This window comes from Infirmifilum lucidum (genome assembly GCF_014876775.1).
GTDB lineage: Archaea > Thermoproteota > Thermoprotei > Thermofilales > Thermofilaceae > Thermofilum > Thermofilum lucidum.
Map to the genome: position 1 here is coordinate 1,035,866 of NZ_CP062310.1, position 13,429 is coordinate 1,049,294.

The 13,429-nt window shown below is 51.1% G+C and carries 10 protein-coding genes; 6 read left to right on the forward strand and 4 right to left on the reverse strand.

Annotation, left to right across the window (positions count from 1 at the left end; all coding sequences use genetic code 11):
* Positions 1-24: 24 nt before the first annotated feature.
* Positions 25-2,301: a carbamoyltransferase HypF gene (hypF, locus tag IG193_RS05865; RefSeq protein ID WP_192818264.1), complete on the reverse strand. Its 2,277-nt coding sequence runs from the start codon at positions 2,299-2,301 to the stop codon at positions 25-27.
* Between the two features lie 46 nt (positions 2,302-2,347).
* On the opposite strand from hypF, the gene IG193_RS05870 reads away from it, so the two are divergent.
* Entirely contained in the window at positions 2,348-3,601 is a 1,254-nt protein-coding gene (locus IG193_RS05870; RefSeq protein WP_192818265.1) for a M28 family metallopeptidase, read from the forward strand.
* On the opposite strand, the gene thiI is transcribed toward IG193_RS05870, so the two are convergent.
* Complete coding sequence (gene thiI, locus IG193_RS05875) at positions 3,558-5,036, reverse strand: tRNA uracil 4-sulfurtransferase ThiI (RefSeq protein WP_192818266.1); 1,479 nt, start codon at positions 5,034-5,036, stop codon at positions 3,558-3,560. The two genes, IG193_RS05870 and thiI, sit on opposite strands and share 44 nt — an antisense overlap.
* 32 nt (positions 5,037-5,068) lie before the next feature.
* Here thiI and IG193_RS05880 point away from each other — a divergent pair, with 32 nt between their 5' ends.
* A complete protein-coding gene (locus IG193_RS05880) occupies positions 5,069-5,224 on the forward strand; it encodes a hypothetical protein (RefSeq protein WP_192818267.1) in 156 nt (51 codons plus the stop codon).
* Here the strand turns inward: IG193_RS05880 and IG193_RS05885 are convergent.
* Positions 5,216-5,566 (reverse strand): EamA family transporter, encoded by a 351-nt coding sequence (locus tag IG193_RS05885; protein WP_218042123.1) that lies wholly within the window; start codon positions 5,564-5,566, stop codon positions 5,216-5,218. The genes IG193_RS05880 and IG193_RS05885 overlap by 9 nt on opposite strands.
* Positions 5,567-5,734: 168 nt before the next feature.
* Between IG193_RS05885 and IG193_RS05890 the strand changes: the two genes are divergently transcribed.
* Positions 5,735-6,001, forward strand: coding sequence for a hypothetical protein (locus IG193_RS05890; protein WP_192818268.1), 267 nt, complete (start codon positions 5,735-5,737; stop codon positions 5,999-6,001).
* Positions 5,994-6,830, forward strand: a complete 837-nt coding sequence (locus IG193_RS05895; RefSeq protein ID WP_192818269.1) for a metallophosphoesterase — start codon at positions 5,994-5,996, stop codon at positions 6,828-6,830. The genes IG193_RS05890 and IG193_RS05895 overlap by 8 nt, the downstream gene beginning before the upstream one ends.
* A gap of 3 nt (positions 6,831-6,833) precedes the next feature.
* On the opposite strand, the gene IG193_RS05900 is transcribed toward IG193_RS05895, so the two are convergent.
* Positions 6,834-8,747 carry an anaerobic ribonucleoside triphosphate reductase gene (locus IG193_RS05900; protein WP_192818270.1) on the reverse strand — a complete coding sequence of 638 codons (1,914 nt, stop codon included), beginning with the start codon at positions 8,745-8,747 and terminating at the stop codon, positions 6,834-6,836.
* A gap of 277 nt (positions 8,748-9,024) precedes the next feature.
* Here IG193_RS05900 and IG193_RS05905 point away from each other — a divergent pair, with 277 nt between their 5' ends.
* Together IG193_RS05905 and IG193_RS05910 are read left to right on the forward strand one after the other, a co-directional pair.
* Positions 9,025-10,533 carry an acetate--CoA ligase family protein gene (locus IG193_RS05905; protein ID WP_192818271.1) on the forward strand — a complete coding sequence of 503 codons (1,509 nt, stop codon included), beginning with the start codon at positions 9,025-9,027 and terminating at the stop codon, positions 10,531-10,533.
* A 67-nt stretch (positions 10,534-10,600) separates the two neighbouring features.
* Entirely contained in the window at positions 10,601-13,429 is a 2,829-nt protein-coding gene (locus IG193_RS05910) for a V-type ATPase 116kDa subunit family protein (RefSeq protein WP_192818272.1), read from the forward strand.

The following is a 13,429-nucleotide window of genomic DNA, read 5'->3' on the forward strand; positions in this document are numbered from 1 at the left end:
TTTTCCTAACACCGGGGACAATAATTAAGCTTGCCCCTTCAGTTTCACGTAGTAGACTTGCCCCGCAGATACGCCGCCGTCACCGGGTGGCAGCTTCTTCGGCAGGATGACGTTCTCACGCCCAATGACCGATTTTATCCCCTTTAGTATCACCGTATTGACTGCCGCCCCTCCAGTCACGTACACTCTCCTGGCACCCTGCTCACGCGAAACCTCTGCCAGAGACCTCCCTAACTCGTACTGCACAGTGTAGGCTATGTCTTGGGGTCTCGCCTCTACGAAGCGCCCGTTCAGGATGTAATCGTAGAAGAAATCTCTTGTATGTATCACTGAGCCGCTGTGCTCGAATTTGTAGCTTATCAGGTTGCCCCCCCAACTAAACTCTTCAAGCATTATTGCCGGCTCCCCCTCATAAGTCCTCTCCCAGGACACGTGGAGCAGGGACGAAACAGCGTCTAAAAAGCGGCCAACGCTCGAACACTTCGCGCCCCAAGTGGCCTGCTTCATCGCAACATAGGCCTCCCGTAGTCCCCCTGGAAGTTGCCTGTCGAGGCCCAACCTGGCGACAAGACTTATGACCTCTTCACTTCTAAGAGTTTCAGCCAGCACGCCTATGACTATTCTTGCAGGATATATGGTGGCCCTGTCTCCGCCAGGCGTCGGAAGGTACTCGAGCCTCCCAAGGCGCTGGTAGCCCCCGTCTTCTCCCAAATAAAGCACCTCCCCTCCCCAGATCATCCCGTCGTCACCGTAGCCTACTCCGTCTATGGCGATACCATAGCCCTCGCTCGCCCCGTACTCTAGGAGAGATGCGCTCAAATGCGCGACGTGGTGCTGGACTTCCACGAGTTCAGATCCATACTCTTCTACTAACTCTCGTGCAAGTACCCTGTTCAGGAAGTGGGGGTGTTTGTCGACGGCGACGGTAGCCTCTCGTAGTGGTATAGAGTAGGTTCTCACGAGAAACATTAGGGATTCTTCTAAGAAACGAAGCGTCTCAACATTCTCTAAGTCTCCTATGTGCTGTGTGGGAATTACGTACTCCTCGAGGCCGACCGCCCCAGTATTATTTAGCATTGCGCCTAGCGCCACTACAGGCCTGGCAAACCTCTTACTAGACTTGATCCACCTTGGGGCATAGCCTCTCGACCTACGCAGGAGAACAGGTTCGTCGTCGGAGAACCTAATGACGCTGTCGTCCACCCTGTTCACTATCTCGCGGTTGTGCACTAGGAAGTAGTCGGCGACGTTGCACAGCTTCTTCAAAGCCTCGTCATTATCCTTTATTATCGGTTCTCCGCTCTCGTTCCCGCTCGTCATCACTGCGAAACGATCCTCTGTACTGGCTAGGAGTAGGTAATGAAGCGGCGTATACGCAAGCATTACCCCAACTGTCTTAAGGCCTGGAGCCACCTCAGGCGAAACAGCCTCTCTTCTCGGGAGTATTACTATAGGCCTGGCAGGACTTAGTAGGATCTCTTCGGCTAGGCGGTCTACGACCGCTATTTTCCTCGCCACCTCCAGGTCGAGCGCCATAACGGCAAACGGCTTGCGCCCCCGCCTCTTCCTCCTCCTCAACTCCAGGACTACTTCGCTGTCGGAGGCGCGTGCCGCGAGGTGGAACCCCCCTATGCCCTTCACGGCCACAATATATCCCTCATCTATGAGCCTGGCAGCTTCGGAGATTGGATCCTTTACACGTATAGGGGATCCTCCAGCATCTAGGAGGTAAACTTGCGGGCCGCAGTCTGGGCACGAGATACCCTGTATGTGAAAACGCCTAGTGTCCCCCGGGTCAGAGTACTCGCTCCGGCACTTCGCGCAGAGAGGGAACGCGCTCATCGATGTATTCTCACGGTCATATGGGATGCTTCTAATTACCGTGAAGCGGGGCCCGCACCAAGCACAGCTGTGGAAGGGATAGCGGTACCACCTCGAAGAGGGGTCTAGGATCTCCCGCTTGCAGTCCTCGCACATGCCGAAGTCGGGCGGAATCATGGAGATCTTAGTAAGCTCCCTACCGCTCTTCCTAATCTCAAACTTCTCAAAATCTTCAGGCTCAACCTCTTCGACAATGATCTCCTCTATTTCTGCTGACGGAGGTGTTTCTCGCCGCAAAATCTCTGGAAAAGAGTCCACGGCCTGCGCATCGCCTTCAACCCATATCTCGACCTCAGAGCCCCCGAGGTTAACCACATAACCAGCTAGGCCTAGCCTTCTCGCTAACCTGTAAACATGTGGTCTAAAGCCCACCCCCTGGACTATGCCAGCCACGCGGAGCCTAAGCGCCTTCCTAGGCATTTGCCTAGAAAGAGTATTAAAAAGGGGTTAAAAAATAAGTAAGTCAATGTTTGACCCGACGTATGCCTACAAGTTAACACTGAAACTCGCTAGGGAGCACCGCTTCACAGGATCGAGAGGTGAGGAAGAGGCCAGGAAAATTATATCAGAAGAATTCACCGAGCATGGGTATATTCCTACACTTGAAGAGTTTAACGTGAAAGTCTACGAGATTCGCAGATTAGAGCTCCACGTAACAAGTCCGTTCAGAGCAGAGATTCAGGCTAGCCCCATAGGGTTCAGCGGGGAGACAAGCGGCGTCGAGGGGAGGTTAGCATACATAGAGAACTCGGACAAAATGCTATTACCGGAGGAGGGTGGCTGGATTGGGCTTGCTGTCGGGAGGCCCTCTGCAGAGAACTGGAAGCTCCTGGCGAAAAGAGCATCCGGGCTCATTGTAGCCGAGAGTACACCTTACCGGACTCTGAGTAGAGTCGCTGTTCCCTGGGAGTGGAGGGAGAGATACGGGAGTCTTCCTGCTGTGTATGTAAGCTACAGAGATGCTGTTAGGCTTCTCGACGCAGAGAGGGTATTTCTTGCTCTTGAGCAAGCCTACAGAGACGTGACAAGCTACAACATCTACGCTGAGAGGAGCGGCTATAAATACCCCGATGAAATTGTCCTTGTAACAGCACATTATGATAGTGTGCTAGGAGTCCCCGGAGCAACAGATAATGCAGGGGGAGTCGCTCTGCTCCTCACCCTGGCAAAGAGCCTCTCTGACCAGAGGTTGAAGAGAAGCGTTAGGTTCGTCCTCTTTGGCGCCGAAGAGCTTGGCCTTAGAGGCTCCCTTGCATACATCGACAGGCACAAGGACGAATTAAAGAACGTCGTTCTAGTCGTGAACCTCGACGTCCACGGGGGAGCCCTGGGCTTCTCCGCGGCTATCGTGAGTGGCTCTAAAACTCTGAGAAACTACGTTGAGTTTAAAGCCAAAGAGGTGGGAGTGAACCTTAGCATCTCTGAGGACGTCATGAGTAGTGATTCTACGTCGTTCGTTTGGAAGGGGGGCGTTCCTGCGGTCAACTTCTACCGCTCGAGTGGGAGCGGAGCCGATATTCACACGGAAAGAGACAACGCCGAGCACCTGCACCCCGTAGCCTTCAAGGTAATAGGCGAGTTCGCGCTGAAGTTCCTCGTGGATCTCCTGAACTCCGAGGAGTTACCATTTGACAGGGAGATCCCAGAAGAGATCAAGAAGAAGGCCGAGGAATATTTCAAGAAGCGTCTTGCCCTTGTAGATGAGAAAGCTTCCGCTTGAACGCTCTTATCCCACCCTTTAGGCTATAAGCACTGATTCCCATTTTCCTGAGAGTGTAGGCCACTTCCCTACTCAACCCGCCCTCGTCACAAACTACTATATACGTCTTATCGCGCCCTATCTTGGCTATAGCCTCCTCGAGATACCAGGAATCCACGTTTATGCTACCCGGGATGTGCTCTAGTCTGAACTTTTCGGCCGGCCTCACGTCTAGTACCACAGCCCCAGGGGGTATCTGCTCGATATCGAGCTCCTCATAGGTTTTGTCCCAGACTTCCTCTATCTTTACCCTCCGAATATCCAGTACTTCAGCATTTTCTATGGCTTTCAGGAAAATGCTCTCGTCGATTTTCTCCTCCTCTTGTATTACCTCTTCGAGGCTCGCAGATGTTCGAGGATGTATGGAGTAGATACCGCAGATCTCTTTCACGGTGCTAGAGACATCATAGGTTCCTATTTCTCTGGCGATCTTCACGATCTCGTCCTTGTCTAAGCAGATAACAGGCCTAAGTACAACAAATTCCGATGCCTTGTCTATTACATTCAAGTTAGCTAGCGTCTGGGAGGAAACTTGGCCCAGGTTCTCTCCGGTAACTATACCACCGGCGTCCACCTTCCGGGCAAAGTAGCTCGCCGCTCTGTACATGTACCTCTTGAGTATAACCCCGAGGAGATCTGGCCTGACCTTTGCCCTTAACTCCCTAATAAAATCCGTGAAGTCTACAATGAATAGCCTAGGATAGTAGCCAAAACACCACCTGTCAGCCAGCGTCTTCACCGCCCTAGCCACATAGTACTTCGAGACAGCCCCGCCCAGGTTGAGGTAAAGAAACTCTACCTCGGAACCCCTCTTCAGTGCCATCCACGCCGCTACTAATGAGTCGAAGCCTCCCGAGACGAGCGCGATAACTCTCCCCTCGCTTCCTACAGGGAGACCACCATACGCTTCTACAATTCCTGTGAAGAAGTACGCTCTGTTACCCCTGATCTCAACGTAGACTTCGACCTCGGGGTTTTCTAGATCTACTTTTCTAGCATACTTCAGTAATCTCTCGCCTAGAAGCCTGTTCACATCCATCGAAGTGAAGGGGTGCTCCCCGGCTCGCCTAGCTCTCACAGCAAAGTTTCTACCAGCTACTATGTCCCTGAAGTACTCCTCACTCTTGGCAATAAGGTCTTCCAAGCTTGTAAACTCGACCTCCGCGGCTATGGACATGGATCTTATCCCGAAAACTCTGCGCAGGACATTCACTGACTCGGGAGGCCCGTAAACGTAGAAGCGCCCAAAGCCTCTCTTGACCTCTGCCTGGATCCCCTCCGAGCTCAGAGCATCTTTAATATTCCTAACCAGGAGTTTCTCAAAGCGTTCCCTGGCTCTGTGGCCTTTCACAGTCAGTTCTCCAGGACGGATGAGTATGACGGTCTTCAAAGTCACAGTATTATACCACCTCTTCCAGTACAGTAAATGTGGCAGAGATAGTATTAGGCGTTATGGACTTCATAGCTCTTATCATCGGGTTCATAGCCCTCGTGGTTCTAATAGTGATCATAGCAATAGAGTACCATTACTGGCGGAGGAGGAGGGAGCTAAAAAGAATCATTGTTCGAGGCGGCTCACACTGAAATAAGTATCAGTGCGATTAGCACTAGGCCCGCAGCTATAGCCTTTTTAAGGGTTATCTCCTCGCCTAGAACGAGGGCGGCGAGGACGACGATGAAAAGTATACTGGATCTATCCACAACGGCTACGTTTACAGCTTTACCGTACTGCAAAGCCACGAAGTAGAGTAGCCATGAGAGGGCGCCTGCCACACCACTTAGAACTATGAACAAGACCTCCTTGGAGGTTAGGCTCGTGATCAGAGCTCTATCCTTCATAAGCAACATCAGTGAAACTGTAAACACTATCATTATCACAGAGCGTAGACCAGTAGCAATCACGGGGTCTACCTTGGAAAGCCCCATTTTTGCGAAATTGTCGCAAGAGCCGCAAAAAGCGCGTCTAATAGGGCATAAATAAACCATGCAAGGTCGCTCATATGCTTCGTACATCAAACACACAAAAATATTCTTTGAGGTAAGGCCAGAAACCGGACAGTCACGAATTTAAGGGTGATGCTGAGATATGCGTGTATGGCCTCAAGAGACTACAAGTACGAGGTGCAGGTTGTAAAGCTCGAGAGAGCAATGCGCGTCGACAAATCTCTCGTAGAGCAACTAGAGAAGGCCCTCTCGAAGAAGATGATAAGTGGCATGAAAAAAGAGGCTGTAGAATGCCCCGTTCTCAAGAGTCAAGTATCTTTTCTTCAATGCTATGCTTGCCCGAACTTTGTGCGAAGAGTGCGGGGCGTTGTGTACTGCAGGGGGCTCCCCCTAGGGGGAGCTGGTAGGAATGCCTGACTACACGAGGGTTTTCCAGGATTTTCTGCGCGAACGCAAGCCCCTCGAGGAGAGTATTCTCCTAGAGCTCATTGACGACGCCAGGAATGTCTTAAGGTCTGAAGGGCAGCTCCTGGAGATCGACGGTGACGATATCCTGGTTGTCGGAGATACCCACGGGGATATCGACGTTACGGCTAGTGCTCTACAGAGTGACGCCGAGATAAAACTTTTTCTCGGGGACTATGTCGACAGGGGTCCCTACCAAATTGAGAACATAGAGCTACTCCTACTGGCTAAAGTTTCCTCACCTGATAGAGTGTTCCTACTCAGGGGTAACCACGAATCGGAGGAGATGAACATGGAGTACGGCTTTTACTCCCGGGTCGAGAGTACGTACGGACGAGTCGTCTACGGGGAATTTAAGAACCTCTATACGTTTCTGAGCCTAGCGGCCGTAGTCAATCAGAGAATCTTCGCTGTTCACGGTGGAATAGCGAAAGGTCTCTATTCACTATCACAGGTCAAGAGCATCCCGAAGGGTCAGGAATTCTTAGACGATATCGCACTCCAAATGTTGTGGAATGATCCAAGCGAAGATGTCGAGGAATTCGCTCCGAGCTTCAGGGGGTGGGGGATCTACCTCTACGGCTGGAAGCCCGTGAAAGAGTTCCTGCGGATCAATAACCTCGAGATGATAATTAGGGCGCACGAGCCTTTCCCAGAGGGGTTTAAGTGGTTCTTTAACGGAAAACTCTTAAGCATATTTAGCTGTAGCTTCTACCCCATAGAGAGGCCTTTTGCCGCGAGAATCAGGAGAGAGAAAATAGAGGTTGAGCCTCTACTCTGAGGACTAGTAGGTTACCCTCAGTTTGAACTCTGCCTTCTTGCCCGGGTTCCAGTTGCTCACTGGGCGGTAGTAACCTACAATGCGGCTCCAGTGCTCGAGGTTACTGCTCCCGCAGTGAGGGCATGCATCAAGGTAGCCTGTAACACTCCTGCCACACTTCTTACAGACTGTTATCGTAGGAGTTATGCTGAAGTAGACTACTTTAGTGTTCGTTACTATGCGGTAGATAAGGTTCTTGAGGGCTTTGGGATCCGGCTGCTCGTGCAGGAACAGGTGCATCATTACACCCCCAGTGAATTCCTGCTGTACTTCTCCCTCCCAAACTGCCCTCTGGTATATGGGCACGTCAGCATAGTAGGGTACTACGCTGTTGCTGTAGAATGGGCTCTGGCCGTCAGACGGTATAAGTAGTTCGCCCCGCCTGTAATCCTCCCTGAACATCTCCATGTCTAGTTTAGCCAGTTTATAGCCTGTACTTTCACCTGGAACCTCCTCGACATTATAGAGGTATCCATCTCTCTCCTCAAACTCCTCGGCGTACCTCCTTATCAGCGAGACCATTCTCTTCTCGATGCTTATGGCATCTGCCATCTCCCTCCGAGAACCTTCAAACCAGAGTTTCGGATTCCTCATGAAGTTAGCTGCCGCCTCTGGGAGACCTATCACTCCGATAGTGTTAAAGTGGTGGTTGAAGTGGCCAAGGTACGTTTTCGTGAGAGGCATAAGCCCAGCTCCAAGCGTCTCCTTGTATCTCTCGCGCCACGCAAGCAGGACTTTCCTCGTGCTCTCCAAAAGCGACGTCAGCAACTCCTCAAAGGAGCCCCACTCTCCTCTGCTGAGGTAAGCTAGCCTAGGTAAATTGAGCGTCACGACTCCAATGCTACCAGTCGCGTCTGGTAGGGCCCATATGCCGTAAGTCCTGGAGTTCTCTCTAGACTTCAGGAACCTCTCCAGAGCATCCTCCTGTGAGGCCCTGTCAAGCCGGAGCGTAAACACGCCGTTGCTCTTTGAAACAACATGGTTAACGTCTATAGTGAGCCTGCAACACATAGCGTAAAGTGCCTCAACGTTGCTCGAGTACCCGTTCAGTAGGTACGCCGAACCCTTCTTGGCAAGAGTCTCGAATATTAGGTCTGAGAGCTCACCCCATCTCCTGCCATTCCAGTCGAAGTTCTTCGTAAGCATCAGCGTTGGTATGGGGAATGTGAAAGGCTGGCCTACGGCATCTCCTTCAGAGTAGAGCTGGAAGAGAGCCCTGCCGACAATAATTGCCTCCTCTACGTAGTCCCCGAGTTTACCTACACGCTTGCCGCCTACTAGTGCCTCCCCCTCAAGCATGTCTTTGCTCGTGTCGAACACCAGAGTTATGTTCGTGAAGGGGCTCTGGTACCCCGCTCTAGCCGGGTAGTTAAGCTCGAAGAGCATGCCCTGCAGGGTCTGCTTCACCCTAGTGAAGTCCAGTTTATCATGCTCCACAAAGGGCGCAACGTACAGGTCAAACGCGCTTACTGCCTGAGCGCCTGTCCACTCCTGCGCTCCCATAAAGAAGAAGTTTACAAGGTGTGCTACTGCTGTGTCAAAGTGCCTAGCTGGGGCAGATATGATGGTTGGCGTTTTAAGCCCAAGCTGGAGGATCCTTTTGAAACTCCACCCGGCACAGTAAGGTATCCAAAGGCTATCAGGGAGCTTGTGTATATGTATATCGCCCCTGAAGTGCTGTTCAACTGCAGTAGGCGGGAGGTAGCTCTTTAGCACCTGAGGGGTCTCAACGAGTTTCTCAAAAATATAGTTTCTAAAATTACTGTAGCTCACGTTGTGGTTAGCGTTCTCGTGTTTCTCCCAGTCGAGATCTGCGAGATACTTTCTCTCAAGTGCTTTTATCTCGTTTTCTTGTTTTGCTGACAGAGGGGTAGCCATAGATAGTCTACCTGAGGAGAGCATCGAAGAAGCTTATAATCGGAATTGCGAGCACTGTGAAAGTGATCTTTTTTGTTTATTTTCTATTTACATCTTTTGTAATATTAATTACACCAAATAATGCACTTGTCATTGGTTAAATTGCTATGTGTAATTCAGATTTTGTTCTATTACACGTTTGTAGAGGGTGTTATCTTTCTCAATAATTGATTTATTTCACGTGCTAGAAGTAAATATTTTTTAACATATGCCAGTGTATACACTGGATGCAGGAAGCATGACTAGCAGTTTAAAACCACTCTTTGAGCCTAAAGGGGTAGCTGTTATTGGCGCATCACGCGAAGAGGATAAACCCGGTCACATAATACTGAAACACCTACTCGAGAACTACAACAGGGGGATTCTCAAGGCCCCTGTTTACCCTGTCAATCCAAACGCAGACGCTATTCTAGGCGTAAAAGTCTACAAGAGCGTGAAAGACCTCCCACCCGAAGTCGACCTTGCCGTGGTAGTCGTCCCAGCTAGGATAGTCCCGCAGGTTGTACGGGAACTCGGCGAGAGAGGAGTAAAAGCCGCAGTAGTTATTTCCTCGGGGTTCAGTGAGATAGGTAGGCATGACTTGGAGGAGGAGCTTGTACGAGAGGCCAGTAGAGGCGGCGTCAGGGTGTTGGGGCCCAACTGTATAGGTGTATTCTCGCCGTGGAGTGGTGTCGACACGATATTCCTGCCTTACTACAAGAAGCTGAGAGATGGGCGTGAAGTCCTGAGCACACCCAGGCCCCCAAAGGGTCATGTGGCTCTAATTTCTCAAAGCGGGGCTGTTGGAACAGCTGCCCTGGACTACATGTCTGGCGAGAAAATCGGGCTGTCGTACTTTTTCAGTGTCGGGAACAAGGCTGACGTGGACGAAGTAGACCTTCTCCAAGAGCTCGAGGGGGATGCTAATACATGGGTTATCCTCCTCTACCTTGAGAGTATAAAGAGAGGGAGAGAGTTCATTGGAGTTGCCGAGAGAGTGGCCCAAAGCAAACCAATTGTAGCCCTAAAAGCCGGGCGTACGCAGGCTGGAAGGCGCGCCGCCGCTTCCCACACGGCCTCCCTCGCCGGGGTAGACGAAGTATACGAGGCTGCCTTCAGGAGAGCTGGAGTTATACGGGCCCACGATATTGAAGAACTCTTCGACTTCGCAAAGGCTTTTGTAAGCCAGCCACCACCCTCCGGATCCAGGGTTGCCATCGTAACTGATGGCGGTGGCGCTGGAGTCATGGCCACGGACATGGCTGAGACTCTTGGACTACAAGTCCCAGAGTTGACCGGGGAAGCCCGTGATAAACTTGAAGACCTCAGGAGGAGGGGTGTTCTTCCGGAGTTCTCGCAAGTATCAAACCCTGTAGACCTTACTGGCTCTGCTACGAGCGAAATGTTCGTGGAGGCAACGAGGGTACTGCTGGAGAGCGACGAGATCGACGCTATTGCTGTGCTCGCTCTCCACCAGGTTCCGGGTATTCCGGATCCTCTAGACTTAGCGCGGAAAATCTCCGAGCTGGCAAGCAACTACTCTAAGCCTCTCGTTGCCGTTGATACAGGTTGGAGTGAGATGGCAGTCTTAGAGCGGGAGGAATTCGACATGAACGGTATACCATCGTACCCAACCCCCGAGAGAGCAGTTAAAGCTCTCTGGGCTTTGTACAAGTACGGGGAGTTCTTGAGGAAAAAGGGAGTGTTCTCGAGGTACATGGAAGAGTTCCTAGAGAGAAAGAGGCGGAAATATGTTAACTACAAGTAATATGTATCATTTTTTATATACCCCAACAATTTTATATTACTAGCCTGGACTAAAACCGTGATACGAATTGATAACGCCAGAAGCCATTCAGAGATTCAGAGTAGCCGTTCCCTCAGAGCACGAGGTTAGCCTTCTAGACGCCCTAGCAGTTGTTGGGAATGTTCACTTAGAGACACCTTTTGAGGCCAGGAGCATCCTGCCGCCCCTCTTGGTTGACGTCCTCGAGGGCAAAATCACGCCGCAGGTACTAAACATCGACGAAGCACTCGAGGTCTCGAGAAAGGTCTTAAGGCCTGACGACATATTGCTAAGGAAAGTAGAGGAAAAAGTAGAGGAATACAAACACTTGCAGAAACTGAAGAGGCTCGCAGAGCGGCTATATGAGGTAGGCGTGTCGCCTGAAGACATAGGAAGAGAGAAACTAGGCCTCCGAACAGATTTACTTATCGTTTTGGACGAAAACCTGGTTGATGCGACAACATCACTGCTTTCACTGGGAGCAATCATCCGCCGGGCAAGGATCTCCGGGTTTGAACACGCGTTGCTCACGATATACAAGCGTGAACTAGAGGCGAAAGTCAATGAGTTAAAGTCTGTATACGCAAAGAAGTTTGAGCTGCCTCCCTGGTTCTTTGACAAACCTGAAACCGTGCTCAAAAGGATAGATGAAGAGGAGCTGAGTGTAAGGAAAGAACTACACAGCCTACTCATAGAGGTGGCAGGGGTTCTCCGGGACGCTGTCGAATTTGAGAAAGCCTCGCGGCAAGAGATAATAGGCAACGCCTACCGGGCAGTTAGAGAGCTTCGCCAGAAAAAGGAGCTCGTCAGGGAGGTACTTTACACCATAGCTTCACTTAAGTTAGCATACAAGGTATGCAAGGAAAATTCCTTCCAGCTCACTAGAATAGGCCTTAGCAAGGAGTACTGCTCCTTTGTTCAGTCAATCATGAAGGAGGACATATTACCTCAACGCGACCTTGAAAGGATATTGTCGTCTCCTCCTTTGAAGAGAAATGCGCAGCAGCTCCTAGAAGATATCCTAGTTTTCTACAAGTACCTCGGTGTTAAAGAGCTATTGAACAGGGCTTCATCGAGACCTCTAGAGGCCAGCGGAAAACTCCTCATTGCCTATGGGGAGGAGGATTTGCAGAGCTTCTGCACCGAGGACACAAGCAAAGTGTATGGAGCGGCTATAGTCACCACGGGAGAAGTGGGCTGGGGCTTCGGGTGCGTTCTAGTAGCACCTGAAGTCATCGCTGAGAGCCTAGCTAACGTGATGAAATCCCGGTATGGAGCACTTGTATTCACATCTGATGGCAGCGCTGGCGAGCTAAGCGACCTGGCACAGGATGTAGATAGACGGAAGCGGGCTATCAGGAACTCGATCATAGCTAAAGTCATTGTGGCTGGACTGATGCACTACGAGGTTAGCTTGGAGAGGGTCGCCGACCAGCTTGGCGATAGGAACATAGCCGAACTTGCGCGCCTATTTAGGGAGGCATTTGAAGTTACACCTCCCAGGCCGCTACCCCAAGAGGAGAGGTTTACATTCCTCAGGAACCTTATCAGTAGCGTCGACGGTGTAGTTGAAGACCTCAAGCACTTAAGCGAGGAGGTTAGGAACATCCTCGAGCTGCCCTCCGAGGAGATGATGCAGAAGATTGACATGCAGCTAGTGATTATTCGAGACATTCTGAGGAAGATAGAGGAGTACGTCTCGTATGAGCAGACTCTAGAGGCTATGTACCGTGCACAGCCCCTGCTCAGCGAGGTCAGAGTCTTTAGGAGCAGGAGGATAACAATAGCTGAAGGGTACGTACCTGCAAGGTACAGCGAGGTTTTAGAACAGGAACTCCTACGACGTGTTCCTCGAATACTTTACTTTAAGCTTGAAAAAATTCCGAGAAAGGAGAGAGCTCCTACCTTCATAGAGGCGAAGGGTCTACGGAGATACCTGTATAAACTCACCTTGATGCGAGGCACGCCTGCATACTGGGAGGTAGATCCCACACTGATATTTACCGCCCTCTTCACGATAATGTACGGCATGATGTTCGGCGACATTGGCCAGGGCTTACTGCTAATGCTCTTTGGCTTGTGGCTGCTCAAGACGAAATACCCCCTACTGGGAATCAGCCGTGAAGGCGCGAGTACCCTCGGAGCACTGGCCACGCTCGCCGGGATTTCCAGCACGTTCTTCGGGGCTCTTTACGGCTTCATGTTCTTCTTAATACAGCTCAGTAGCCCGGTTATCAGTCCTATCCACGATGTGTACGGTATAATCTCGGTAGCACTGTGGTTTGGAGTAGCGCAACTATTACTCGCAATGACGCTCAACGTCATCAACCTCGTAAGGTTCGGCGACATCGCTGGTGCGCTGTTCAGCGGGATGGGGGGCATGGGTATTTTATTCTATTCATCAGGCGTCATAATAGCCTACAAGCTGGCTTCTAGCGGCTTTAACTTCGGAGCTCTAAGTTCGCCCGACGCTTCCTTGCTTCTGTGGCTTATCGTAGGGTCGCTGATCGCAGTTTTGGGCTTCGGCTTCTACGAGGCGAGATCCACCGGGCACAGAGAAAAGTTCATGCATGCAATGTCAGAGGTCATTGAGATGATAATAGCGTTCCCAGCCAACTCTCTCTCCTATATACGTCTCGCCGCCTTTGCTATGGCTCACGAAGCTTTTGGAATACTAGGTGAGAACATGGCGCACTTTGCCGGCTGGGCAGCGAGCTACCTGGTGGCAAACCTCTTGGTTCTAGCAATAGAGGCTCTAGCCGTAGGCATTCAAGCAATGAGGCTAACCTACTACGAGTTCTCGACGAAATTCTTCAAGGGAGAGGGCATAGAGTTTAAGCCGGTAGTTCAGGCAGTTGAGGTGTCAGGGAGGAGATAA